The 26,081-nt window shown below is 32.5% G+C and carries 18 protein-coding genes and 2 pseudogenes; 16 read left to right on the top strand and 4 right to left on the bottom strand.

What is annotated here, in order from left to right; all coding sequences use genetic code 11:
• Positions 1-9: 9 nt before the first annotated feature.
• The 8 genes from PG912_RS12125 (at position 10) to recQ (ending at position 12,422) form a co-directional block, all read left to right on the top strand.
• The gene (locus PG912_RS12125; RefSeq protein WP_275687737.1) at positions 10-3,150 is read left to right on the top strand and encodes a TAT-variant-translocated molybdopterin oxidoreductase; all 3,141 of its coding nucleotides are present in this window, start codon (positions 10-12) and stop codon (positions 3,148-3,150) included.
• Positions 3,151-3,177: 27 nt separating this feature from the next.
• Positions 3,178-4,578: an NrfD/PsrC family molybdoenzyme membrane anchor subunit gene (gene nrfD / locus PG912_RS12120; RefSeq protein WP_260587065.1), complete on the top strand. Its 1,401-nt coding sequence runs from the start codon at positions 3,178-3,180 to the stop codon at positions 4,576-4,578.
• On the top strand, positions 4,568-5,098 hold the full coding sequence (locus PG912_RS12115; protein WP_260587064.1) for a DUF3341 domain-containing protein: 531 nt from the start codon (positions 4,568-4,570) through the stop codon (positions 5,096-5,098). Before nrfD ends, PG912_RS12115 begins: the two co-directional genes overlap by 11 nt.
• Before the next feature lie 9 nt (positions 5,099-5,107).
• Positions 5,108-5,656 (top strand): c-type cytochrome, encoded by a 549-nt coding sequence (locus PG912_RS12110; protein WP_260587063.1) that lies wholly within the window; start codon positions 5,108-5,110, stop codon positions 5,654-5,656.
• A 22-nt stretch (positions 5,657-5,678) separates the two neighbouring features.
• Entirely contained in the window at positions 5,679-7,232 is a 1,554-nt protein-coding gene (locus tag PG912_RS12105; protein WP_275687736.1) for a quinol:cytochrome C oxidoreductase, read from the top strand.
• Between the two features lie 34 nt (positions 7,233-7,266).
• A complete protein-coding gene (locus PG912_RS12100; protein ID WP_275687735.1) occupies positions 7,267-8,274 on the top strand; it encodes a cytochrome c oxidase subunit II in 1,008 nt (335 codons plus the stop codon).
• Between the two features lie 29 nt (positions 8,275-8,303).
• On the top strand, positions 8,304-10,073 hold the full coding sequence (locus tag PG912_RS12095; RefSeq protein ID WP_275687734.1) for a cytochrome c oxidase subunit I: 1,770 nt from the start codon (positions 8,304-8,306) through the stop codon (positions 10,071-10,073).
• Positions 10,074-10,307: 234 nt separating this feature from the next.
• Positions 10,308-12,422 carry a DNA helicase RecQ gene (gene recQ / locus PG912_RS12090; RefSeq protein WP_408648395.1) on the top strand — a complete coding sequence of 705 codons (2,115 nt, stop codon included), beginning with the start codon at positions 10,308-10,310 and terminating at the stop codon, positions 12,420-12,422.
• A gap of 510 nt (positions 12,423-12,932) precedes the next feature.
• Here the strand turns inward: recQ and PG912_RS12085 are convergent.
• Together PG912_RS12085 and PG912_RS12080 are read right to left on the bottom strand one after the other, a co-directional pair.
• Positions 12,933-13,556, bottom strand: coding sequence for a hypothetical protein (locus PG912_RS12085; RefSeq protein WP_275687733.1), 624 nt, complete (start codon positions 13,554-13,556; stop codon positions 12,933-12,935).
• The gene (locus PG912_RS12080; protein WP_275687732.1) at positions 13,540-14,022 is read right to left on the bottom strand and encodes an RNA polymerase sigma factor; all 483 of its coding nucleotides are present in this window, start codon (positions 14,020-14,022) and stop codon (positions 13,540-13,542) included. Before PG912_RS12080 ends, PG912_RS12085 begins: the two co-directional genes overlap by 17 nt.
• Positions 14,023-14,142: 120 nt before the next feature.
• Between PG912_RS12080 and PG912_RS12075 the strand changes: the two genes are divergently transcribed.
• The 3 genes from PG912_RS12075 (at position 14,143) to PG912_RS12065 (ending at position 15,784) form a co-directional block, all read left to right on the top strand.
• Positions 14,143-14,649 (top strand): GbsR/MarR family transcriptional regulator, encoded by a 507-nt coding sequence (locus PG912_RS12075; protein WP_275687731.1) that lies wholly within the window; start codon positions 14,143-14,145, stop codon positions 14,647-14,649.
• Positions 14,650-15,062: 413 nt separating this feature from the next.
• On the top strand, positions 15,063-15,407 hold the full coding sequence (locus PG912_RS12070) for a hypothetical protein (RefSeq protein ID WP_275687730.1): 345 nt from the start codon (positions 15,063-15,065) through the stop codon (positions 15,405-15,407).
• A 2-nt stretch (positions 15,408-15,409) separates the two neighbouring features.
• The gene (locus PG912_RS12065; RefSeq protein WP_275687729.1) at positions 15,410-15,784 is read left to right on the top strand and encodes a hypothetical protein; all 375 of its coding nucleotides are present in this window, start codon (positions 15,410-15,412) and stop codon (positions 15,782-15,784) included.
• Between the two features lie 96 nt (positions 15,785-15,880).
• Here PG912_RS12065 and PG912_RS12060 read toward each other — a convergent pair.
• Both PG912_RS12060 and PG912_RS12050 read right to left on the bottom strand, forming a co-directional pair.
• Positions 15,881-19,310 (bottom strand): annotated as a pseudogene (locus PG912_RS12060) (methylmalonyl-CoA mutase family protein).
• A 440-nt stretch (positions 19,311-19,750) separates the two neighbouring features.
• Entirely contained in the window at positions 19,751-20,641 is an 891-nt protein-coding gene (locus PG912_RS12050; RefSeq protein ID WP_275687728.1) for a LysR substrate-binding domain-containing protein, read from the bottom strand.
• Positions 20,642-20,720: 79 nt separating this feature from the next.
• On the opposite strand from PG912_RS12050, the pseudogene hutH reads away from it, so the two are divergent.
• The 5 genes and pseudogenes from hutH (at position 20,721) to PG912_RS12025 (ending at position 25,921) form a co-directional block, all read left to right on the top strand.
• Positions 20,721-22,210: pseudogene (hutH, locus tag PG912_RS12045) on the top strand (histidine ammonia-lyase).
• Positions 22,211-22,379: 169 nt separating this feature from the next.
• Positions 22,380-24,374, top strand: a complete 1,995-nt coding sequence (locus PG912_RS12040) for a urocanate hydratase (protein ID WP_275689052.1) — start codon at positions 22,380-22,382, stop codon at positions 24,372-24,374.
• An 11-nt stretch (positions 24,375-24,385) separates the two neighbouring features.
• Positions 24,386-24,916 carry a DUF4136 domain-containing protein gene (locus PG912_RS12035; RefSeq protein ID WP_275687727.1) on the top strand — a complete coding sequence of 177 codons (531 nt, stop codon included), beginning with the start codon at positions 24,386-24,388 and terminating at the stop codon, positions 24,914-24,916.
• Positions 24,917-24,997: 81 nt separating this feature from the next.
• Positions 24,998-25,162: a DUF5522 domain-containing protein gene (locus PG912_RS12030; protein ID WP_275689051.1), complete on the top strand. Its 165-nt coding sequence runs from the start codon at positions 24,998-25,000 to the stop codon at positions 25,160-25,162.
• Between the two features lie 51 nt (positions 25,163-25,213).
• The gene (locus PG912_RS12025) at positions 25,214-25,921 is read left to right on the top strand and encodes a DUF4197 domain-containing protein (RefSeq protein ID WP_260587041.1); all 708 of its coding nucleotides are present in this window, start codon (positions 25,214-25,216) and stop codon (positions 25,919-25,921) included.
• The last annotated feature ends 160 nt before the right edge of the window (positions 25,922-26,081 follow it).

Raw genomic sequence — 26,081 nt, 5'->3', positions numbered from 1 at the left:
CGTATATAAATGGCTTCAAACAAAAAATACTGGCAAAGTGTTGAAGAACTTAAAGGTAGTTCTGTTGTTGAAACGCTACGTAATAATGAGTTTGTACAAGATATTCCTACAGATGAGTTTTTAGGTGATAAAGAAACATTAGAAACATCATCTACTTCACGTAGAGATTTCTTGAAATACGTTGGATTTACAACAGCTGCCGCTTCTTTAGCTGCCTGTGAAGGTCCCGTAAGAAAATCAATCCCTTATGTAGTACAACCTAATGATATCGTTGCAGGCGTTGCTGATTGGTATGCAACTACAATTGCAGATGGTTTTGATTTTGCAAACGTATTAGTAAAAACACGCGAAGGTCGTCCTATTCTTGTAATGCCTAATAAGCAAGCAGGAGGGGAAACAAACGCACGTACGCAAGCATCTGTCTTATCATTATATGATGGTGACTTACGTTTAAAAGAACCTAAAAAAGGAGGTGCTGAAATTTCTTGGGCTGATGCCGATAAAGAGATTGTAGCTAAACTTAATGAATTAAAAGAAGCAAACGAACCAGTAGTTTTATTAACAGGTACTTTAGCGAGTCCTTCTACTGAAAAAGTAATTGCTGATTTTACTGCTGCATATCCAAACGTTAAACACGTTGTTTATGATGCAATTTCAGAAAGTGCAACTGCTGATGCTTTTGAAGCTATGTATGGTAAACGTGCTATGCCTAATTACGATTTTAGTAAAGCAGAAGTAATTGTTTCTGTTGGTGCTGATTTTATTGGTGATTGGCAAGGTGGATATGAGAAATCTTATGCAGATGGGCGTAGAGCTGAGTCTGGTAAAATGTCTTACCATGTTCAAATAGAAAGTAATATGTCTTTAGCAGGAGCAAATGCTGATAAAAGAATGGTGGTAAAGCCTTCCGATCAAGTATACGCTTTGGTTAATTTATATAATGCTGTAACAGGAGAATCTCTTCCGTCTAAAGCAACAAAGCTTGATGCTGAAATTAAAAAGCTAGCTAGTGATTTAAAGAAAGCAGGTTCAAAAGGAGTTGTAGTTACAGGTTTAAATGATAAAAACGCTCAGTTAATTGCCTTTGCAATTAATGAGAAATTAAATAGTGAGATTTTCGATACTCAAGCCGTTAATTTAACGCGTCAAGGTAACGATACTCAAGTAGCTGAATTAGTTGCAGATATTAAAAGTGGTAAGGTTAAAGGTTTAGTTACTTATAACACCAACCCTTTATATACTTTAGCAAATGCAAATGAATTAGCAGAAGGAATTAAAAAATTAAAATTATCTGTTGCTTTATCTACTCAAGATGATGTAACAGCTAAGGCTACACAATATACACTGCCTACACCTCATAACTTAGAAAGTTGGGGAGATGTTATGGCAACTAAAGGTACTTATAGTTTAATGCAGCCAACTATTTCTCCATTATTTAATACACGTCAGTTACAAGATGTGTTGTTAAAATGGTCTGGTAGTTCTGTAAACTATTACGATACTTTAAAAGAATTTTGGAGCACTACTGTTTTAGGTGGCGCATCTTGGAATCAAGCATTACATGATGGTTTCTTTAAACCAGAAACATTATCAGCAGAAGAGGCTTTTGAAACTACAGTAGTTATAAATACAGCTGCAGTTGAATTAGTAAGAGCTGCTCATAATTCTTCAGGATTCGAATTAAACTTATATTCATCAACTGCATTAGGTGATGGTAAGCAAGCCAACAACCCTTGGTTACAAGAATTACCAGATCCTATTACTCGTGCAGCTTGGGATAACTACCTAACTGTTTCTATGGCTGATGCTAGAGAATTAGGTTTTGAAAACCCAGTGAAAGATAACGGAGCAATTAACGGTAACTACGCAAGCGTAACAGTAAACGGAGTAACAATTAAGAATGTTCCTGTAATGATTCAGCCAGGTCAAGCAAAAGGATCGGTTGGTTTAGCATTAGGTTACGGTAGAACTGAAGGTTTAAAAGAAGAGATGCAAGTTGGTATTAACGCGTATCCTTTCTTAAAGAATGGTAACAATGTACAATACAATGTTGCTATCGAGAAAACTTCAGGATGGCATAAGTTTGCTTGTACTCAGGTACAAAGTACACTTGCAGGTCGTCATGATATCTTAAAAGAAGCTACATTACAACAAGTTAATAATAAAAACTTAGACCCAAAACATACTTGGAATAAGCCAGCAATGGTTTCTTATGATCACCAAGAAACAGAGGCTAGTAAAATAGACTTATGGGACGATCATAATCGTGAAGTTGGTCACCACTTTAATTTATCTATCGATTTAACATCTTGTACAGGATGTGGGGCATGTGTAGTAGCATGTCATGCAGAAAACAATGTGCCAGTTGTAGGTAAAGATGAAGTGCGTGTAGGTAGAGATATGCACTGGTTGCGTATTGATCGTTATTATTCTTCTACAGTTGCAGATAAGCAACATGAAGCTTCAATGACTATTGAAGAATTCAAAGCAGAGAATCCTAACTTAGCGAATAAAGACGTTGAAAGAAAGTATACAGAAAGAGTTTTAGAATTAAGTAAAGGTGATTTATTTGACGCTTTAGAAAATTCTGCTGAAAACCCAGAAGTAGCTTTCCAACCAATGATGTGTCAGCACTGTAATCACGCACCATGTGAAACAGTTTGTCCGGTTGCAGCAACTTCTCACGGTCGTCAAGGTCAAAATCAAATGGCATATAACAGATGTGTAGGTACAAGATATTGTGCAAACAACTGTCCATATAGAGTACGTCGTTTCAACTGGTTTAACTATGCTGAAAACAACGAATTCGATTTCAACATGAACAACGAATACGGTAAAATGGTGTTAAATCCAGATGTAGTAGTTCGTTCTCGTGGAGTTATGGAAAAATGTTCTATGTGTATTCAAATGACTCAAGCAACTATCTTAAAAGCTAAAAAAGAAGGTAGAGCTGTAAATAAAGACGAATTTGAAACAGCATGTTCATCAGCTTGTTCTACAGGAGCAATGGTGTTTGGAGATGTTAACAATTCTGAAGATGCAGTAGCAGCATTAAAAGAAGATAATAGAGCTTTCCACGTGTTAGACTATATTGGTACAAAACCAAATGTAGTATACCAAGTGAAAGTAAGAAATACAAACGAAGCTTAATAATATAATTAATAAGTATATAGATTTATGTCGTCTCATTACGAATCATCTTATAGAGAACCTTTAGTGTTGGGTAACAAAAGTTACCATGATATCACTGAAGACATTGCAAAACCTATTGAAGGTAAAGCAAATCAAAATTGGTATATCGCATTTTATATTTCTTTAGCAGCAATGCTATGGGGATTTGGATGTATTTTCTACACAGTCGGTACTGGTATCGGTGTGTGGGGATTAAGTAAAAACATCGGTTGGGCATGGGATATTACCAACTTCGTATGGTGGGTAGGTATCGGTCACGCCGGAACACTTATTTCCGCAGTACTGTTATTATTCCGCCAAAAATGGAGAATGGCAATTAACCGTTCGGCAGAAGCAATGACAATCTTTGCGGTTTTTCAAGCAGGATTATTTCCAATTATTCACATGGGACGTCCATGGAATGGATATTGGGTATTACCAATGCCAAACCAATTTGGTTCGCTATGGGTAAACTTTAACTCACCATTATTATGGGATGTATTTGCAATTTCAACTTATTTATCGGTATCATTAGTTTTCTGGTGGACAGGTTTATTACCAGATTTTGCAATGATTCGTGATAGAGCAGTAAAGCCTTTTCAAAAGAAAATTTACGCTTTATTATCTTTCGGATGGTCTGGTAGAGCAAAAGATTGGCAACGTTTTGAAGAAGTGTCTTTAGTGTTAGCAGGTTTAGCAACACCATTAGTACTTTCTGTGCACACAATTGTATCGATGGATTTTGCTACTTCTATTAACCCAGGATGGCACTCAACAATATTTCCACCTTACTTCGTAGCAGGAGCAATCTTTTCAGGATTTGCAATGGTACAAACATTATTAGGTATTATGCGTAAGGTTACTAATATGGAAGCTTATATTACACGTTTGCACGTAGAATATATGAATATCGTGATACTTTTAACAGGTGGTATTGTAGCTGTAGCATATGCAACAGAATTCTTTATCGCATGGTATACAGGTTCACCTTATGAAAACTATACATACTTATCATTTGGAGCCGAAGCAGGAGCATACGGATGGGCATTTTGGTCATTATTATGGTGTAACATCATTTTACCACAGTTTTTATGGATTAAGAAATTAAGAAGAAGTTTTATCTTTTCTTTTATCATCTCAATCATAATAAACATTGGTATGTGGTTTGAGCGTTTTGATATTATCGCAATTGTATTAAGTAAAGGGCACTTACCATCTACATGGTGGCGTTTTGAACCAACATTTGTTGATGTAGGTATTTTTGTAGGAACTATCGGATTCTTCTTTGTATTATTCTTATTGTATGCAAGAACATTCCCAGTAATAGCACAGGCAGAAGTTAAGACAATCTTGAAATCTTCAGGAGAGAATTTTAAAAAACTAAGAGAGGAGAACAATGAGCACTAATAAAGTAATTCACGCATTTTACAATGATGATGATATCTTAATGGATGCCGTTAAGAAAATCAAAGGAGAAAATCATCACCATATCGAAGAAGTATTTTGTCCATTTCCAGTTCACGGACTAGACAAAGCATTGGGATTAGCGCCAACACGTTTAGCAATTACTGCATTCTTTTACGGAATTACAGGATTATGCTTTGCTATTTGGATGACTAATTACATGATGATTCAAGATTGGCCACAAGATATTGGTGGTAAGCCTAACTTTAGTTGGTTTACAAATATGCCAGCATTTGTACCAATTATGTTTGAATTAACAGTGTTTTTTGCAGCCCACTTAATGGTTATTACTTTTTATATGAGAAGTAGAATATGGCCATTTAAAGAAGCAGAAAATCCAGATCCAAGAACTACAGATGATCATTTCTTAATGGAGATCCCTGTTCATGGTAATGAAGACGAGTTAAAAGCATTGGTTGAATCGACTGGAGCTGTAGAGATTAACATAGTAGAAAAGCACTAATAAAGAGATATGAAAAGTTTTGTAAAAATAATCGTCGCTTTAGTTGTAATAACAAGTGTTATTTCATGTGGTGATAAACGTACACCTCAATTACAATATATGCCAGATATGTATGTATCTGTTCCTTATGACGTAAATGGTGCTGATGGTTTAAATGCTAAAATGGTTAATAGATTACCAGTTGCAGGAACTGTAAGCAGAAAAGGTATTGTAGCATATGATATTCCGAATACTCAAGAAGGATATGAGAAAGCAAAAGCTGAATTGAAAAATCCATTAGCTGTTACTGAAAAGAATTTATCAAAAGGTAAAGAGTTATACGGAATTTACTGTGCTACTTGTCACGGAACAAAAGGTGATGGTAACGGAGTTTTATCTCAAAGAGATAAATTTAATGGTATACCAAATTATAAAGACAGAGATTTAAATTCAGGAAATATTTACCACGTTATTATGTATGGTAAAAATTTAATGGGATCTCATGCTACACAATTACAGTACAAGGAGCGTTGGCAAGTTGTACAGTATGTAGAGAAGTTAAGAAGCGAATTAAAATAAGTATATAATAGATAGTTAAGATATGTACAAGTTTTCAGGAAAATTAAAAATGCTAGCTATTATTTTAATGGCTTTGGGACTTATAGGAACTGTTTGGAGTTTTTATAGTGCACCTAAAACATTAAAAGAAGCAAAAGAGATTTTAGCAAAACAACACGATGCTCATGGAGCAGACCACAGTGTTGCTGACTCTCATGAAACAACAGCAGTAGCACATGTTGAAGAAGCGCATGGTGAAGAAGAAAATAATGAAGAAAAAGTAACTGAAGAGCATGCTAGCGATAGTACAGCTGTTCATACAACAGGTACTGAGACAAAACAAGTAGGAGATTCAACACATAAAGCAGCAGTAAAAGAACATCATACTGAAACTGAAGTTGCGCATACTGATGCTGTTAAATCGCACGAAGAGAATCATGATGCTCATGCAGAACATGCTTTTCACCAAATGCAAAATCGCCCTTGGGCAGCATTCTTTGTAGCTTTAATGTTTTTCTTAGGAGTTACATTATTAGTGTTAGCTTTTTACGCAATACAAAGAGTAGCACAAGCAGGTTGGTCTATCGTATTATTTAGAGTAATGGAAGCTATTACAGCAAACTTACACTATGTAAGTGCTATAATGTTAGTGTTTTTAATCGCTACATTTATGCATATGAATCATTTATTCCCTTGGATGGGTGAAGGTGTTTTTGATCCACAAAGTCCAAACTACGATGCTGTAGTAGATGGTAAAAAATGGTTTTTAAATACACCAGGATGGTTAATGAGAAGTATCTTTTATTTAACGGTATGGAATGTATATCGTTTTGTAATTAGAAAAGGATCTATAGCACAAGAAAACGGAGATTTAAAATTACACAAAAGAAATTATAATATTTCTGTAATTTTCTTATTCCTTTTTATGATTACTGAATCTATGATGTCTTGGGATTGGATTATGGGTATCGACCCACACTGGTTCTCTACATTATTCGGTTGGTATGTATTAGCAACTTTCTTAGTATCAGCTTTAACAGTAATTGCTTTTGTAACAATTTATTTAAGAGCTAAAGGTCATTTACCATTTGTAAACGATAGTCATATTCATGATTTAGCAAAATACATGTTTGGTTTTTCAGTATTCTGGACATACTTATGGTTTGCACAGTTTATGTTAATCTGGTATGCGGATATTCCTGAAGAAACTACCTATTTCTTATTACGTTTTAATGAATACAAAGTGCCATTTTTAGCAATGGTAGTTATGAATTTCATCTTTCCAATATTATTATTAATCAATAGCGATTTTAAAAGCGTTCCTTGGTTTGTAACAATAGGAGGAGTTGTAATCTTAGCTGGTCATTATTTAGATTTATTCGTAATGATTATGCCAGGAACAGTTGGAGCTCAATACGGGTTCGGAATAGGAGAAATAAGTGGTATTTTATTCTTCTTAGGATTGTTTATATACGCTACTTTTAGCGCATTCGCAAAAGCAAATCCACTAGCAAAAGGAAATCCATTCTTACACGAGAGTGAAACACACCATTACTATAACATCGAACACAGAGGTGAAGATAGTAACGACCATTAATAATTATAATTAATAAACAAATAGTTTAGATAATATGCTCGCTTTATTTTATATTTTCATAGCAGTTGCAATAGGAGTTAGTTTCTGGCAAATTACTCGTATCATGAATCTTCGTTCTGTACTTGCTACAGATAAGGACAACGAAACACAAGGTAAATTAGCCATAGGATTCTTAGTTTTCCTATACGCAATGATGGTTTACTGTTTAATAGCAATGAATGTAATTATGTTACCTGAATCTGCTTCAATTGAAGGAGAACACGATGACAACTTATTTAATATTACGTTTTGGCTAATTGGTATTGTACAATTTGCAATGCAATTCTTAATTTTCTTTTTTACTTATAAGTATAGAGGAAAAAAAGAAAACAAAGCATTGTTTTATGCAGATAGCCATAAGTTAGAATTAATATGGACGATTATACCAGCAATTACAATTGTAATCTTAATTGGTTATGGTTTATGGGCATGGAACAATATTATGTATGTTGGTGATGATGAAAATCCGATTGAAATTGAAGTATATTCAAGACAATTCGACTGGCAAGCACGTTACGCAGGAGCAGATAATGAATTAGGTTTAGGAAATGTAAACTTTATTAAAGGGATCAATTCTATGGGAGTTGATATGTCTGACCCTAGTTCTCAAGATGATAAAAAAGTAACAGAATTAGTTTTACCAAAAGGGAAAAAGATCTTATTTAAGTTCCGTTCTCAAGACGTATTACACTCAGCTTATATGCCTCACTTTAGAGCGCAAATGAACTGTGTACCTGGTATGGTTACTCAATTTGCATTTACACCTAAGTTTACGACCGAAGAAATGCGTCAAAGTTCTGAAGTTATTGCAAAAACTGATGGAATTAATAAAATCAGAAAAGTAAAAGGAGAAGATCCTTATGAGTTTGATTACTTGTTATTGTGTAATAAAATTTGTGGTGCATCTCACTACAATATGCAAATGAAAATTACTGTTGTTGAAGAAGCTGAATACAACAAGTGGTTATCAGAACAAAAAACGTTAGCTCAAGTTATTAAATAAGATATTTTTTAAAAGTATATATATAGATTATGTCAGATCACCATCACAAAGAAACATTTGTAACCAAATACATCTTCAGTCAAGATCATAAAATGATCTCGAAACAATTTCTTGTTACGGGTATATTTATGGGAGTTATAGGAGGTTTTATGTCTATGTTATTTCGTTTGCAAATTGCATGGCCAGAAACATCATTTTCAATCATTGAAGCATTTTTAGGAGACCATCAAACAGATGGAATCATGAATCCTGATATGTACTTAGCATTGGTTACAATTCACGGTACAATAATGGTGTTTTTTGTATTAACTGCTGGTTTAAGTGGTACATTTTCAAACTTATTAATTCCATTACAAATCGGTGCTCGTGATATGGCTTCTGGTTTCTTAAACATGATATCTTACTGGTTATTTTTCTTATCATCAGTAATCATGATTATTTCATTATTTGTTGAAGCAGGACCTGCATCAGCTGGATGGACAATTTATCCACCTTTATCTGCATTGCCACAAGCAATACCAGGTTCAGGAATGGGAATGACGTTATGGTTAGTTTCTATGGCTATTTTCGTTGCATCTTCATTAATGGGATCGTTAAACTATATTGTTACGATTTTAAATTTACGTACAAAAGGAATGAAAATGACAAGATTGCCGCTAACAATGTGGGCTTTCTTTATCACTGCTATTATTGGTGTTATTTCTTTCCCTGTATTATTATCTGCAGCATTATTATTAATAATGGATAGAGGTTTTGGAACTTCATTTTTCTTATCAGATATTTTTATCTCAGGAGAAGTATTACATTATCAAGGAGGATCGCCTGTATTATTTGAACACTTATTCTGGTTCTTAGGGCACCCTGAAGTATATATTATTTTATTACCAGCATTAGGACTTACTTCTGAAGTAATTTCAACAAATGCTCGCAAACCAATTTTTGGATACCGTGCAATGATCGGATCAATCATCGCGATTGCTTTCTTATCAACAATTGTATGGGGTCACCATATGTTTATTACGGGAATGAATCCTTTCTTAGGATCTGTATTTACATTTACAACGGTATTAATTGCAATTCCATCTGCTGTAAAAGCATTTAATTATGTAACAACTTTATGGAAAGGTAACTTACAATTAAACCCTGCCATGTTATTCTCTATCGGATTAGTTTCTACATTCGTAACAGGAGGTTTAACAGGATTAGTTTTAGGAGATTCAGCTTTAGATATTAACGTACATGATACGTATTTCGTAGTAGCGCATTTCCACTTAGTAATGGGGGTATCTGCTTTATTAGGAATGTTTGCTGGTGTATATCACTGGTTCCCTAAAATGTATGGTAGAATGATGAATAAGGCATTAGGTTATTGGCACTTTTGGTTAACCATTATTGCAGCTTACGGAGTATTCTTCCCGATGCACTTTGTTGGTTTAGCTGGTTTACCACGTCGTTATTATACCAACTCTAACTTTCCAATGTTTGACGATTTAGTAGAAATCAACGTATTCATGACATTGATGGCATTTGTTGGAGGAGCTGCTCAGTTAATTTTCTTAGCAAACTTCTTTATCTCTATGTACAGAGGTCAGAAAGCGACACAAAACCCTTGGAAGTCGAATACTTTAGAATGGACTACTCCAGTAGAACATATTCACGGAAACTGGCCAGGAGCAATTCCTGAAGTTCACAGATGGGCATATGATTATAGTAAAACTGATGAAAATGATGAGTATGTACACGGAAAAGATTTCGTATTACAAACCACCCCATTATTAGACGGAGAAGAGCCATCTTAAGATAAAGAATAAGTAATCAAGATAGATTACGTTTTAAAAAAGCTGAACAATAATTATTGTTCAGCTTTTTTTATATCTAAATATTAATAATACATATTTGTTTGGTTTAAGATTGATAAAAGGTGCATTAGAACAGGTATGTGTTATTAGAATCGATTATAAGCCTAACCTATTATTTTGCTGAAAGCCATTATATATAATTTATAGCGTATATTTTATCATTATTTTTGCAATATGATGCAGCTTACAGAAAAAGACTTACTTGTAAAATTAAAAGCAAATTTTGGTTACGATAGCTTTCGGTTACAGCAACAAGCAATTATCGAAAATGTTTTAAATAATAAAGATACCTTGGTAATAATGCCAACTGGTGGAGGGAAATCGATATGTTTTCAATTACCAGCATTATTTTTTGAAGGTATCACCGTAGTTGTTTCTCCGTTAATAGCCTTAATGAAAGATCAGGTAGATAGTTTAAAAGCAAATGGTATTGCAGCCACTTATTATAACAGTAGTCAATCATCCGAAGAACAACAACAAGTTTTTGATTCGGTTATAAATAAAACAGTAAAGCTGTTGTATGTGGCTCCAGAAAGTTTATCGTTACTTCAAAATATTTTAAATCCTAATTACGTTAGTTGTATTGCGATTGATGAAGCACACTGTATTTCTGCTTGGGGTCATGATTTTAGACCGTCGTATAAACAATTATCATTCTTAAAAAGAACATTACCAAATGTTCCTATTGTGGCGTTAACAGCAACGGCAGATAAAGCTACACAAGAAGATATCTTAGAGCAATTAGCGGTTCCGAATGCTACTAAATATGTAAGTTCTTTTAATAGAGAAAACATCAGTTTAGAAGTTCGACCTGCAAACGATAGAGTTCAGCAGATTATTAAATTTATCAATAAAAAACCGAATGAAGCTGGTATTGTATATTGTTTAAGTAGAAAAGCTACGGAACAATTAGCAAGTAAATTAAAGCAGCAAAATATAAATGCGAAGGCATATCATGCAGGATTAAATTTTGAAGAACGCGCCAAGAATCAAGAAGACTTTATTAAAGACGAAGTTCAAATTATTTGTGCTACCGTTGCATTTGGAATGGGAATCGATAAATCTAACGTGCGTTGGGTAATTCATTATAATATGCCTAAAAATATCGAAGGATATTATCAGGAAATTGGTCGTTCTGGGCGTGACGGATTGCCAGCACAAGCATTACTTTTTCATAGTTATGCTGATGTAATTCAGCTACGTCAGTTTATAGCAAATACAAGTAACAAAGAAGTTCAGGAAGCAAAGTTAGATAGAATGAAGCAGTTTGCAGAAGCAACTGTGTGTAGACGGAAAATATTGTTGAGTTATTTTGGAGAACTTATTGAGAAAAATTGTGGTAATTGTGATGCTTGTAAAAATCCTGTGCAGTTTTTCGACGGAACAATTATAGCGCAAAAAGCACTTTCTGCAATTTATCGACTGCAAGAAAAAGAAGCCATGGGTACGGTGATTGATGTTTTACGTGGCGCAAAAAATGCGGCAGTTTTAGATAAAAATTATCAAAATTTAAAAACTTACGGAATAGGAAATGATATTTCTTGGCAACATTGGCAACATTATATTATTCAATTGATAAATCAAGGATATTGCCAGATAGCGTTTCACTTAAACAATACGTTACATTTAACAGATTTTTCTAAAAAAGTACTTTTTGATAAAGAAAAAATTCAATTAACAACTCCAGTTGAAATTAAATCTACGGAAAAAGCTATCAAAGCAAAAGGTAAAAAAACATCGAAATCAGCCGTAAAAGATACTTTATTTGAACGTTTACGTAAATTACGATACAGAATTGGAAAAGAAGAAAATATTGCAGCGTATTTAGTTTTTAGTGATGCTACTTTACGTGAGTTAGAAAACGAGCGTCCGCAAACAGATAATGCTTTTTTAGCGATTAGCGGAGTAGGGCAACGTAAATTAGAAGTGTATGGTGGAGAATTTATGGAAGAGATTAAAACTTTTGTAAAAGAGAAAAAGAAAGGTAAAAAAGATACAACGCTCGAAACCTATAATTTATACAAAGAAGGTTTTTCGATTGATGAAATAGCAGATAAAAGAAATTTAAAAGCACAAACAATATTTTCGCACTTATCTAAACTATATTTAGAAGGAAAAGATGTGAGTTTAGATGAGTTTATTGATGCGGCAACTATTAAGTTAATAGCGAACGCAAAAAAAATATTAAAAAACGAACCAACTTTAAAACCTTATTTCGAGTTTTTAGGAGAGAAAATTCCGTATGAACAAATACGTATTGGTTTGACGATTTTACAGAAGAAGCGATAAGTCTTTTTAGTTGTGTTTTGTGTAAAGTAATTGTGAATATATCCTGCAATTAAAATGTCAGTTCGAGTAATTTTAATGTAGTGAAACGGAATTGAAATGTATCGAGAACTAATGAATAGCTTCTCGATACAAAATTATTTTCCATTTGCATTCCAATAATTTTACTCGAAGTGACGGGTGTTTATCAGTTGTTTTTTGCTATAAAATAGTTAGATTATTTTATGTCAGTTCGAGTAATTTTAATGTAGTGAAACGGAATGAAAATTGTATCGAGAACTAATGAATAACTTCTCGATACAAGATTATCTTCCATTTGCATTCCAACAATTTCACTCGAAGTGACGGGTGTTTATCAGTTGTTTTTTACTATAAAATAGTTAGATTATTTTATGTCAGTTCGAGTAATTTTAATGTAGTGAAACGGAATTGAAATGTATCGAGAACTAATGAATAACTTCTCGATACAATATTGTTTTATATTCTAATAACTGTTTACACAAAACACTTTAGCTATTCTTCTTTTTTTAAGGTCTCCATTTCTATAATAACTGCATCTAATTTTGAAATTAATCCGGCATATAAGATTTTAGTTGAAATAGTATAAACGACTCTTCCAATAATTGAAACGACAACAGCAACTAGCAACCCGACGGCTATAATTTTTAAGAATGAAGTATCCGAAGAAATAAATTTAGATAAAAAACTATTCTCTTTAATACTAAAAGAAAGTGCGAAAATTGACAAAACAGCTAGCGGTATTGCAAATACAAATAGTTTTTTAGTGGCTTTCATTATAATATTTATAATGTTTTTGTATTTTTTTAAATAAGTTAAGTTGTCAGATGTAACATCAATAGCTTTAAATTTTTTCAATAAATTATTGTTGAAAAAATAGAGACATACAATTAAGAAAGCACCGTAAAACCCAATAATTGCTTCAGAAAATAGTGTCATACCAATAGCAACTATTATAGCCATAGGAATTAATCCTTTGTTATCAATTTCGTAAGTTCTTTTAATTTTTGCAATTATTGATTTTGATTTCTGATTGTATAAATTATTTATTTTTGGTGCAATTAAAGCTTCTTCTTTAATGAAGGCTTCATTCCATATTTTTTCAATTGATTTTTCCATCTAATATTACTTTTAATTGTTTTTTAATTCTGTTAATACGAACGGCAATGTTATTTGGGCTCGTTCCAATAATTTTAGCAATTTCTTTGTGCGGGTTTTCCTCTAAATGCAATAAAATTACCGCTCTGTCAACCTCAGATAATTTTTTAATAGCATCGTACAACAAGTTTAAACTTTCGTTTTTAAAAGCAGTATTTTTCTCAGATTCTTCATGAAGAATTTCAATAGTATTGTGCTTGCGTTTATTCCTTTTAGAAAGCGTTAAGCAAATATTTAAGGTAATTCGATAAATCCAAGTACTCCATTTAGATTTTTCTTGAAAAGCATCTCTGCTTTTCCAGATTTGTAAACAGGCTTCTTGATAAAAATCTTCAAAATCCTCTTGAGAATCCGTGTAAGCTCTACATATTTTAATTATAATACCTTTATGAGGTACAATAGATATTGTGTAAAAATCGTTACTCAAAATTGTGTTTTATTAATTAGTATTCGCTTGATTAAAAGTATTACAAGATAATCGATAAAATTTAAATATTTTATTTTCAATAATTATTGAAAGTTTAATAATTAGTTGTATATTTGCCGTATGAACTTAGATGACGCAAAATTAAAATACATTCATACTTGGGGAAGTTTAGCTACAAGTTGGGGAATTAATAAAACAATGGCGCAAGTACACGCGTTGTTGTTGGTGTCAACCAAACCAATGTCTGCAGATGCTATTATGGAAACTCTAAAAATATCTAGAGGAAACGTAAATATGAATGTAAGAGCATTAATTGATTGGGGAATTGTAAGTAAAGAGTTTGTAATAGGAGAGCGTAAGGAGTTTTTTGTTGCTGATAAAGATATTTGGGAGTTGTTTAAGCAAGTTACCAAAGAACGAAAGAAAAGAGAGATTGAACCAGTTTTAAAAGTTTTAGATGAATTACAAAACGATGTAAATGATAATTCTGAAGAAGCGATGCAGTTTAAAAAAGTAATGAAAGATTTAGCTACCGTAACAAATACAGTTAATACTATTCTTGATAATACAATTAAAGCTGATGAGCATTGGTTACTATCAAGTTTTACCAAAATGATAAAAAAGTAAAAAAAATTTAAAATAAAATTTTCAAATATTTCTGAAACTATGAAAATAAATATCTCAATAATGACATGGATTAATAGAGTTTTAATGGTTCCGTTTCTGATTACATTATGCATTTCAATTTTGAAAACTGATTTTTTTATCTACTCAATGTGTATAGCTTTCTTGTTGGGGTTTTATCAATTTTTGTCATTTTTTATTTTACTTTTTTCTTGGAATAAGCTAAATAATACAAAAAGGAAGGGGTTAATTATTTATATCTTTTTTGTTACTCTATTTTTCCTGTTTTTTTATTTAATAGCCAAGACTTATAGTAATGATGCTCAAAATAATTTTCTTATTATTCTTTATGTTTCAACACCTATATCTCTATCATTGTTTTGGACTTATATTTTAGAAATGATAAAAAAAGAAATATGAGTCAGTTTACATACATAATATACCTACTATTATCAAGTACAATTGTTCTTTGGGTAGGAGAGGCTTGTTATAAAAACGGACAAATATATATTATAAATTATTTTCCTGATAGAATCAATTTTGGAAACGGCATAAATAATCTTTTAAGAATAGCTTATTATTTATTAAACATTGGTTTAATCGTTTGGAGTTTAAATACAATGAATCCTATAAATAGTTTAGAAGAAGTAATACTAGAAATAACAAAGAGGTTGAGTTATATGATTCTTATAATTGCCTCACTACATTTTATCAATATTTATACAGTTTATTTAATTCACAAACATTTTAAAAATCAATAACTATGAACACTTCATTAGAATTAATCGCCTACATTATTTATTTACCAATAGCAATAGGATTAACAACGTTTGTATCATATCACCTTTTTAAAAACAGTAAAATATTTATGTTAGATATTTTTCATCAAAAGGTAGAAATTGCAATGGCTACAAATAAACTTTTTAAAATCGGTTTTTATTTATTAAACGTTGGTTTTGCGCTACGTATTTTAGAAATATATAGTTTATCTAGTTATAAAGATTTGGTAGAAACTTTAAGTGCTAAAATAGGAGGGTTCTCTATTTACTTGGGAGTTGTAATGATATTTTTTATCCTCTTCTTTTTAAAAGGAAGGAAAGCAAGTAAACAAACTACTTTAGAAGTTGAAAATAAATAACAACTGAAAACATTACAAATTACAGGAAGAAAAGAGCATAAAAAAACCTCACAAATTAATGTGAGGTTTTTAATATTTATCAGAAGGCATTGCCTTTTACATATTACGTCTATACTGTCCACCAACTTTAAATAAAGCTTCGGTAATTTGACCTAAAGAACAAAATTTTGTAGCTTCCATTAACTTATCAAATAAGTTTTCATTCTGCACAGCAGCTTCCTGTAAAATTGCTAGTTGTTCTTGTACTTTTCCGTCGTTAGCTTTGTTTAAAATGCTTTTAGTTTTTATTTGATATTGCTTTTCTTCTTCCGTTGCACGGATAACTTCCGCAGGTTGTACTGTTGGAGAACCTTTAGAACTTAAGAAGGTATTTACTCCAATAATTGGGAATTCTCCTGTATGTTTTAAAGTTTCATAATACAAACTTTCTTCTTGTATTTTACTACGCTGATACATGGTTTCCATCGCTCCTAAAACACCACCACGTTCGGTAATTCTATCAAACTCTAACAATACTGCTTCTTCAACTAAATCGGTTAACTCTTCAATAATAAAAGCACCTTGAATTGGATTTTCATTTTTAGTTAAACCTAATTCTTTATTGATAATTAACTGAATTGCCATTGCTCTACGTACCGATTCTTCTGTAGGTGTTGTAATCGCTTCATCATACGCATTGGTGTGTAATGAATTACAGTTGTCGTTAATAGCATATAAAGCTTGTAATGTTGTACGGATATCGTTAAAATCAATTTCCTGTGCATGTAAAGAACGACCAGAAGTTTGAATATGATATTTTAACATTTGTGCTCTTGAGTTAGCACCATATTTATGCTTTAATGCTTTAGCCCAAATTTTACGAGCTACACGACCAATTACTGAATATTCCGCATCGATTCCGTTAGAGAAAAAGAACGATAAATTTGGCCGAATTTGTTGATGTCCATACCACGAGATAAGTAGTATTCAACATAGGTAAACCCGTTAGATAATGTCAACGCTAATTGTGTAATTGGGTTGGCACCAGCTTCAGCAATATGATACCCAGAAATTGATACTGAATAAAAATTACGAACTTGTTCTTTAATAAAATATTCTTGTACATCTCCCATTAAACGCAAGGCGAATTCTGTAGAAAAAATACACGTATTTTGTGCCTGATCTTCTTTTAAAATATCAGCTTGTACCGTACCACGAACTTGTGCTAAGGTTGTTTTTTTAATTTCAGCATATACATCCGCAGGTAAAATCATATCACCTGTTAAACCTAAAAGCATCAATCCTAAACCATCATTTCCTTCAGGTAATTTACCTTGATAAACAGGTCTTTCTAAATCTTTTGAATCGTAAATTTCTTTGAACTTCGCTTCAACTTGTTTTTCTAACTTGTTTTCTTTGATGTATTTCTCACAATTCTGATCGATAGCAGCATTCATGAAAAAACCTAACAACATTGGTGCAGACCATTAATTGTTAAACTTACAGATGTTAAAGCATGCGTTAATTCGAAACCAGAAAATAATTTCTTGGCATCATCTAAACAACATATAGAAACTCCTGCATTACCTATTTTACCATAAATATCAGGTCTTACTCCTGGGTCATTACCATATAAAGTAACCGAATCGAAAGCAGTCGATAAACGCTTTGCAGGCATTCCTAAACTTACGTAATGAAAACGTCTGTTCGTACGTTCTGGTCCTCCTTCACCAGCAAACATTCTTGTTGGATCTTCACCGGTTCTTTTAAATGGATACAATCCTGCGGTATAAGGAAACTCTCCCGGAACATTTTCTTGTAAATTCCAACGTAATAAATCTCCCCAGGCTTGGTATTTTGGCAAGGCTACTTTCGGAACTTGTGTATGTGATAAAGTTTCACTGTGAGTATCTATATTTATAACCTTATCTCTTACTTTAAAGCTATAAACAGGGTCTTTATATTTTTTTACTTTATCAGCCCAATTTAAAATAATCTCCCAGTTATGAGGATCGAGATTTAATTTTACTTTGTCGAATTGAGCTATTAATAATTTAATGAAATCTTGCTCGTCATTCTGAACTTGTTTCAGAATCGCATCAGAATCTAATCCAATTTTAGAAATGGCAACATTCGAATTTGTAATAGATTCGATAGTTTTATAAATACCATATAATTTTTGAGCAACGATAACTTGGCTATCCACTTTTTTATCATAAGCTCTATTGCTTTCTGATATTTCAGATAAATAACGAACTCTACTTGGCGGAATTACAAATATCTTTTCAGACATTTCTTTGGTAATTTCCATCTTCGATTTTAAATCAACTCCAGTTTTTTCAATTAATTTATCCATAATACGTTTGTACAACGTATTCATTCCTGGATCATTAAATTGAGAAGCAATGGTTCCGAAAACCGGCATATCATCCATATGAACATCCCAAAGGTTGTTGTTACGCATGTATTGTTTCTTCACATCACGGATGGCATCTAAAGCACCACGCTTATCAAATTTGTTAAGAGCAACCAAATCAGCAAAATCAAGCATGTCGATTTTTTCTAACTGCGTTGCTGCTCCAAATTCAGGAGTCATTACATATAATGATGTATCAGAATGTTCTATAATTTCAGTATCTGATTGTCCGATACCTGAAGTTTCTAAAATGATTAAATCAAACTCAGCAGCTTTTAAAACTTGCACAGCTTCGTTTACATATTTAGATAATGCTAAATTAGATTGACGCGTAGCTAAAGAACGCATATAAACACGTTCGTTATTAATCGCATTCATACGAATACGGTCTCCTAATAAAGCACCTCCTGTTTTTCTTTTTGATGGATCAACAGAAATTAATCCAATTGTTTTTTCAGGGAAATCAATTAAAAATCGACGAACTAGCTCGTCAACTAAAGATGATTTTCCTGCTCCACCAGTTCCGGTAATTCCTAAAACCGGCGTTTTAGAATTTTTATTTTTTTCATGAATTGCTGCTAAAGTTTCTTTGGCTACTTCAGGGAAGTTTTCTGCCGAAGAAATAATACGCGCAATGCTTCCGATTTCTTTATTCGCTAAATGATCAATTTCATCGTTTAAAACATCACCAATTGCAAAATCAGAAGTTTTAACTAAATCGTTAATCATTCCTTGCAAACCAAGTTCACGACCATCATCAGGAGAATAAATACGAGTAATTCCATAATCCATCAATTCTTTGATTTCTTCAGGAAGAATTACACCACCACCACCACCAAAAATTCTGATATGGCTAGCTCCTTTTTCTTTTAATAAATCATACATGTATTTAAAATACTCATTGTGTCCTCCTTGGTAAGATGTAATCGCAATGGCATTTGCATCTTCCTGAATTGCACAATTAACTACTTCTTCAACACTTCTATCATGTCCAAGATGAATTACTTCTACTCCTGTAGATTGAATAATTCGACGCATAATATTTATGGCAGCATCATGACCATCAAATAATGCAGCAGCAGTTACAATTCGTACTTTATGTATAGGTTTATAGGGTGCTATTTGTTCCATTCGTAAATTTTATAAAAAATTGATGGGGCAATTTACGAATTTCTTAAAAGATATAAGAATTGTTTAAGGATTATAAATAGTTAAGAAAAGCCCAATGTTTTCTTTTTTCGATGTAGTACAAATTATTTTCGTTTAGATAAGCTTCGCGTTCAAAGCTTAAATTTTTGTAGGCTTTTAATTTGTCTTTATATTTTAAAAATTTAATAAACCATTCTATAAAATAGAATAGAAAAAAGAAGATGATAAAAAGCTCTCGCTGTTGCTTTAAATGTATTTTTTCGTGATTTACAAGTTCTGCATTATGTTTTAAATCTTCTCTTTTTAAAAAGATAAAAGGATACAGTGTTACACCAACAAATCCTTTAGGCACCATATGTTTTGAGATGAATATCACAGCTTTTTCTTTTGATAAAAATAAGATTTTTTAATTAAATGTAGTTTTAATTTTGTGGGTTTATCTTTTCAAGCAATGCTTTTAAAATCGGATTTCGGTTATTGGTGTTCCAAATTACTGATAAGGTAGTTCGTTGCGGAATGTTATTAAGTTCAATAAACTTGATATTCATGGTATAGCCTTGTAAAAGTGATTTCGGTACGATAGATAAACCAAAATTGTTTTCTACTAATTTATAGATAGAAGCAGCATGAATAGTATTATGAGACACGATGGGCGAGAAATGACTATCATCAAAAATTTGCATCACTTTTTCGTAATATGACGGACTGTAAGACGGGTCAAATAAAATAAATGACTCGTTTTTAAGTTGTGATAAATCTTTAAAATTAGTACTGTTTATAGGATGATTTTTAGGCAATACCAAACAAAAAGTTTCTTCTAAAATTGGTTTGATGATTAATCCTCTTGGCGCACGGTTTAAGCGCACAAAACCAATATCTATTTTTTGAGAAAGTAAATGAGCTATCTGTTTTTGATTATCCATCTCTTTCAATCCAAACTGTACATTCGGGTATTTTTTTTTAAAACGTAGCAATACATCAGGAATAATTTCTAGCATTGCTGAACCTACATATCCAAAATTTAATTTTCCTTGTTTCCCTTCTTGCAACAATTTAGCGGAATCTAAAATGTTATCAATATCTTTTAAGGTACGTGATAATTCGGTTTTTAAATGCAAGCCAGCCGTTGTTAATTGTACTTTTCTGTTATGTCTTATAAAAAGTTGAATTCCTAAATCCTCTTCCATTTGTTTTATCTGCCTACTTAATCCTGGTTGTGAAATAAACAAGCGTTCGGCTGCTTTTCTGAAGTGTAAATCTTCGGCAACCGCTAAAAAATATCTAAAATGACGAAACTCAATTTGATAACCCATAGTTATTAAATATTGATTTTATTGATATTGTTAAGTATCAAAAATAGAAATAACTTTGATAAAAATAAAATAGAACAGAATGTTTAAGTACGGAATAGATAAATTAACTGTAAATAAGGTAATTGCAATTGCTGAAGGAGCTTTAAAAGCAACCATTACAAAAGAAGCTGAAAACAGTATAATTGAATGTAGAAGAAAGGTGGAGGTAATGGCAAATTCAAAAGCCGCTGTTTACGGAATCAATACGGGTTTTGGCCTTTATGTGATGTGCAAATTACACCTGAAGAAACCAGTAAGTTGCAAGAGAATTTATTGATTACACATGCAGTTGGTGTTGGAAACCCGATTGATAAAAAATTATCTAAAATCATGATGATTTGTAAAGTGCATGCGCTTTGTCAAGGTTTTTCGGGCGTGCGATTAAAATTAATAGAACGCATTATCTATTTTATTGAAAACGATTTGTTACCAATTGTTCCTGAGCAAGGATCGGTAGGAGCATCGGGAGATTTAGCGCCACTTTCACATTTGTTTTTACCGTTATTAGGTGAGGGAGAATTTTGGATTGAAAATGAGATTGTCAGTTCAAAAGAAATATTAAAAAAGCACAATTTAGCACCGTTAACTTTAATGGCTAAAGAAGGTTTAGGATTAATTAACGGAACGCAATTTATTTTAGCACATGCTATTTTAGGACTTCAAAAAATGGAATATATTTTAGATGTTGCTGATGTTGCTGGCGCGATGACTTTAGAAGGTTTTCAAGGAAGTGCTTCTCCTTTTAGAAAAGAATTACATGCAATTCGCCCGTTTAAAGGCAATATAAAAGTAGCCGAACGTATACGAATGTTATTACAAGGTTCTCAAAATGTAGAAAATCATTTGGAATGCGATCGTGTGCAAGATCCGTATTCAATTCGCTGTATGCCACAAGTTCACGGGGCATCAAGAAATGCTTTTGAGCATTTAAATGAGCTGGCAGAAATAGAAATGAATGCTGTTACCGATAACCCAATTGTATTGAGTGAAACTGAAGCAATTTCGGGTGGTAATTTTCACGGACAACCTTTAGCAATGGCTTTAGATTACGCATCTATAGCAGCATCAGAATTAGGAAATATAGCAGACAGACGTTGTTATTTGTTACTGGAAGGAAAATACGGTTTACCAAGATTATTAACCGAGGCAGGAGGCTTAAATTCGGGGTTTATGATTCCGCAATATACTACCGCAGCTTTGGTAACTGAAAATAAATCGTTGTGTTTTCCGCCTTCGGCAGATAGTGTTCCAACTTCATTAGGGCAAGAAGATCATGTTTCTATGGGAAGTATTTCTGGACGAAAATTCAATCAAATTTTAGGAAATATCGATAAAATTTTGGCTATAGAATTTATGTACGCAGCACAAGCAATGGAGTTTAGAAGACCAAATACATTTTCTGATATCATTGAAGAAAATTTTAAAATTATCAGAAATAAAGTTGACAAATTAGAAGAAGATCGTGTGTTAAAAGATGATATTAAAACATTGGTAAATATGGTTAAAAATCAGGAATTCACAGTTCGTTAAAAAATAATATTCGTTTTAATTCATAACCAAATATAGGAGCGTCATTCTGAATTTATTTCAGAATCACACCTTTATAATAAAGAGTATGTTATGATGTGAACCTGAAACGAGTTCAGGTTGACGTAAAAGGAGTTATTATAAATTACGGACAATAAAAAAATAAATTATGATGTCATTTAAAAAACAAATCAAACAAGGTATTCCGAATGAATTACCAGAAATGCCAGTTTATGATTCGTCAATAAACAGAGCTCCGAAACGTAAAGATATTTTAACGGCTGAAGAAAAAAAGTTAGCATTAAAAAATGCTTTGCGATATTTTGATAAAAAACATCACGAAGTTTTATTACCTGAATTTTCAGAAGAATTAGAAAAATACGGACGTATATATATGTATCGTTTTCGTCCTACCTATAAGATGAAAGCTAGAGATATTAAAGAATATCCGGGTAAAAGTACACAGGCAAAAGCAATCATGTTAATGATTCAGAATAATTTAGATTATGCCGTGGCACAACATCCTCATGAATTGATAACTTATGGAGGAAACGGAGCGGTTTTTCAAAACTGGGCACAGTATTTATTAACCATGCAGTATTTGTCTAAAATGACAGATAAGCAAACTTTAACGATGTATTCGGGGCATCCAATGGGATTATTTCCATCAAACAAAAACGCACCAAGAGTTGTGGTAACGAACGGAATGGTAATTCCGAACTATTCACAGCCTGACGATTGGGAAAAAATGAATGCGTTGGGAGTTTCGCAATATGGGCAAATGACGGCAGGAAGTTATATGTATATCGATTCTCAGGGAATTGTTCACGGAACAACAATTACTGTTTTAAACGGATTCAGAAAAATTAAAAAAACGCCAAAAGGAGGTTTGTTTGTTACTGCTGGTTTAGGAGGAATGAGCGGAGCGCAACCAAAAGCAGGTAATATTGCAGGTTGTATTACGGTGTGTGCTGAGGTGAATCCGAAGATTACACAAGTACGGTTAGAACAAGGCTGGATTGATGAAAAAATTACTGATTTAGATGAATTAGTAGCACGAGTAAAATCGGCAAAAGAAAATAAAGAAACAGTTTCTATCGCTTATTTAGGGAATATAGTTGCCGTTTGGGAAAAATTTGATGAAGCCAATATTCATATCGATTTAGGGTCAGATCAAACATCATTACACAATCCTTGGGCAGGTGGATATTATCCAGTTGATATTTCTTTTGAAGACGCTAATGTGATGATGGCTGAGCATCCGAAGAAATTTAAAGAAGAAGTTCAGAAAACATTAAGAAGACACGCAAAAGCAATCAATAAACACACCGAAAAAGGAACCTATTTTTTCGATTATGGAAATGCTTTTTTATTAGAAGCTAGTAGAGCAGGAGCCGATGTTATGAACCCGAATCCGACTTTAGGCCGTGAGTTTAAATATCCGAGTTATGTGCAAGATATTATGGGGCCAATGTGTTTTGATTATGGTTTTGGACCATTCCGTTGGGTATGTGCAAGCGGGAATCCAGAAGATTTGGCAAAAACAGATGCGATTGCTTGTAAAGTTTTAGAAAAAATAAAAAAGAATTCGCCTATTGAAATCCAACAACAAATGACGGATAATATTCAGTGGATTAAAGGAGCACAAGAAAATAAATTAGTGGTGGGTTCACAAGCACGTATTTTATATGCGGATGCTGAAGGACGTACAAAAATTGCCGAAGCTTTTAACAAGGCAATTAAGAAAGGTGAAATAGGTAATGTAGTGTTGGGGCGTGATCATCATGATGTTTCAGGTACCGATTCACCTTACAGAGAAACTTCTAACATTTATGATGGTTCTCGTTATACGGCCGATATGGCCATACAAAACGTAATTGGCGATAGCTTTAGAGGTGCTACTTGGGTTTCTATCCACAATGGAGGTGGTGTTGGCTGGGGTGAAGTTATTAATGGTGGATTTGGCATGCTTCTTGATGGTTCTAAGAGTGCATCAAGACGCTTAAAATCAATGCTTTTCTGGGATGTTAATAACGGAATAGCAAGAAGAAGTTGGGCTAGAAATGAGGAAGCAGTATTTGCGATAAAACGAGCAATGAAAGCCGAAAAAGATTTGCAGGTTACAGTACCTAATTTAGTTGATGATGCATTGTTAGATAATTTATAAATCCTAAGAAAATGAAGATATCAAAATTACTTTTTTTGCCAATTATCGCTTTAATTATTACTTCATGTAGTGCTGTTAAAGTAACAACAGATTATGATACGAAAGTAGATTTTAATCAATATAAAACCTTTGCTTTTTATAAAAAAGGAATTGATAAAGCAGCTATTTCAGATTTAGATAAAAAACGAATTATGCGTGCTGTTGAATTAGAATTGATGGCTAAAGGAATGACAAAATCTGCGACACCAGATATTTTAGTAAGTCTGTTTACAAAATCGCGTGAAAAAATCAACATAAACGATAATATGTACGGCGGATTTTATTACCCATATTATTACGGTATGAATCGAATGAGTGTTTCTCAGCATACAGAAGGAACCTTGTTTATAGATTTGTTAGATGCAAAAAAGAAAGAATTAGTTTGGCAAGGTATAGGTACAGGAGCGTTAAGAATGAATGATGTTGAAAGAAAAGAAGCTCGTGTTAAAGAGTTTGTGAATGAGATAATGGCTAAATATCCGCCTGAGAAACATAAAAAATAGTGTAATTTCATAAAATAAAAAGCATCAAATAAGTACTTATTTGATGCTTTTTTTGTGTTTAAAATGAATACTTTTGTTAAAATGTATAATAAACGAATAGAGTTAACCGAAGAGGATTACTATTTAAATGAAGATGGTTATAAAGTATTTACCGAAAAATTTCATTTAAAAAGAGGGTATTGCTGTAAAAGTGGTTGTAAGCACTGTCCGTATGGTTATGATAAAAAAACAGATAGCTTTAAATAATGTGACAATTATAAAATAATTGTTTCTAATAAAATAGATAAACAAACAAAGATGAAAAAAGTTATAGCAGTAGCATTTGTAGTTTTACTTACAGGATGTGCAGAATTACAAAAAGTAGTAAATCAATTGCCAACAGGAGGTGTTTTGTCACAAGAACAAATCGGAAATGGTTTACGCCAAGCATTAGATAAAGGGATTCAACATCAGGTATCTAAATTAACAGCAAAAGATGGATTTTACCGAAATGAGTTAGTGAAAATTATTTTGCCAAAAGAATTACAAGCAGTAGATAAAGGTTTACGAAAAATAGGGTTAAGTAGTTTAGCTGATGAAGGCTTAAAGGCTATTAATAGAACTGCAGAAGACGCTGTAAAAACAGCAACACCAATTTTTGTAAACGCGGTAAAAGAAATAAGTTTTAATGATGCAAAAAATATTCTATTAGGAGATAAAAACGCAGCAACATCTTATTTAAAAGGAAAAACAAATACGGCATTGTACAGTCAGTTTAACCCCGTAATAAAAAAATCTTTTAGTAAAGTAGGAGCAGATAAAATTTGGGCAAACTTAATTAATAAATATAATAAAATTCCATTTGTAAAGAAAGTGAATGCTGATTTAACGGATTATGTTACGGGGGAAGCTTTAAAAGGAGTTTTTACGATGATTGAAGTTGAAGAAAAAGGAATTCGTGAAAAAGTTGGTTTACGAGATACTGCTTTATTACGTCAAGTATTCGCATTACAGGATAGAAAATAAGTGTGAGGTTTTAACCTTAAGTAAATTAAACCTGAAACAATAAATATTGTTTCAGGTTTTTTACTTTATAACTTTATCTAGTTATATGTATCTTAGCATTGCTAACATTGTTACGTAACAATTATTACAAACCAAACAGTCTATTTCAAGTATATTTGTG

This window comes from Tenacibaculum retecalamus (assembly GCF_027941755.1).
Lineage (GTDB): Bacteria > Bacteroidota > Bacteroidia > Flavobacteriales > Flavobacteriaceae > Polaribacter > Polaribacter haliotis_B.
Note: the sequence above shows the minus strand (reverse complement) of the source record. Positions and strands in the feature narration are given on the sequence as shown.

Bases quoted from the DNA above. Each gene is read 5' to 3' on its own strand.
- PG912_RS12115 (WP_260587064.1), top strand. From the start codon at position 4,568: ATGAGCACTAATAAAGTAATTCACGCATTTTACAATGATGATGATATC.
- PG912_RS12100 (WP_275687735.1), top strand. From the start codon at position 7,267: ATGCTCGCTTTATTTTATATTTTCATAGCAGTTGCAATAGGAGTTAGT.
- PG912_RS12085 (WP_275687733.1), bottom strand. From the start codon at position 13,556: ATGGAAAAATCAATTGAAAAAATATGGAATGAAGCCTTCATTAAAGAA.
- PG912_RS12025 (WP_260587041.1), top strand. From the start codon at position 25,214: ATGAAAAAAGTTATAGCAGTAGCATTTGTAGTTTTACTTACAGGATGT.
- PG912_RS12040 (WP_275689052.1), top strand. From the start codon at position 22,380: ATGTCATTTAAAAAACAAATCAAACAAGGTATTCCGAATGAATTACCA.
- PG912_RS12095 (WP_275687734.1), top strand. From the start codon at position 8,304: ATGTCAGATCACCATCACAAAGAAACATTTGTAACCAAATACATCTTC.
- PG912_RS12070 (WP_275687730.1), top strand. From the start codon at position 15,063: ATGAGTCAGTTTACATACATAATATACCTACTATTATCAAGTACAATT.
- nrfD (WP_260587065.1), top strand. From the start codon at position 3,178: ATGTCGTCTCATTACGAATCATCTTATAGAGAACCTTTAGTGTTGGGT.
- PG912_RS12105 (WP_275687736.1), top strand. From the start codon at position 5,679: ATGTACAAGTTTTCAGGAAAATTAAAAATGCTAGCTATTATTTTAATG.
- PG912_RS12030 (WP_275689051.1), top strand. From the start codon at position 24,998: ATGTATAATAAACGAATAGAGTTAACCGAAGAGGATTACTATTTAAAT.
- PG912_RS12035 (WP_275687727.1), top strand. From the start codon at position 24,386: ATGAAGATATCAAAATTACTTTTTTTGCCAATTATCGCTTTAATTATT.
- PG912_RS12110 (WP_260587063.1), top strand. From the start codon at position 5,108: ATGAAAAGTTTTGTAAAAATAATCGTCGCTTTAGTTGTAATAACAAGT.
- PG912_RS12065 (WP_275687729.1), top strand. From the start codon at position 15,410: ATGAACACTTCATTAGAATTAATCGCCTACATTATTTATTTACCAATA.
- recQ (WP_408648395.1), top strand. From the start codon at position 10,308: ATGATGCAGCTTACAGAAAAAGACTTACTTGTAAAATTAAAAGCAAAT.
- PG912_RS12075 (WP_275687731.1), top strand. From the start codon at position 14,143: ATGAACTTAGATGACGCAAAATTAAAATACATTCATACTTGGGGAAGT.
- PG912_RS12125 (WP_275687737.1), top strand. From the start codon at position 10: ATGGCTTCAAACAAAAAATACTGGCAAAGTGTTGAAGAACTTAAAGGT.
- PG912_RS12050 (WP_275687728.1), bottom strand. From the start codon at position 20,641: ATGGGTTATCAAATTGAGTTTCGTCATTTTAGATATTTTTTAGCGGTT.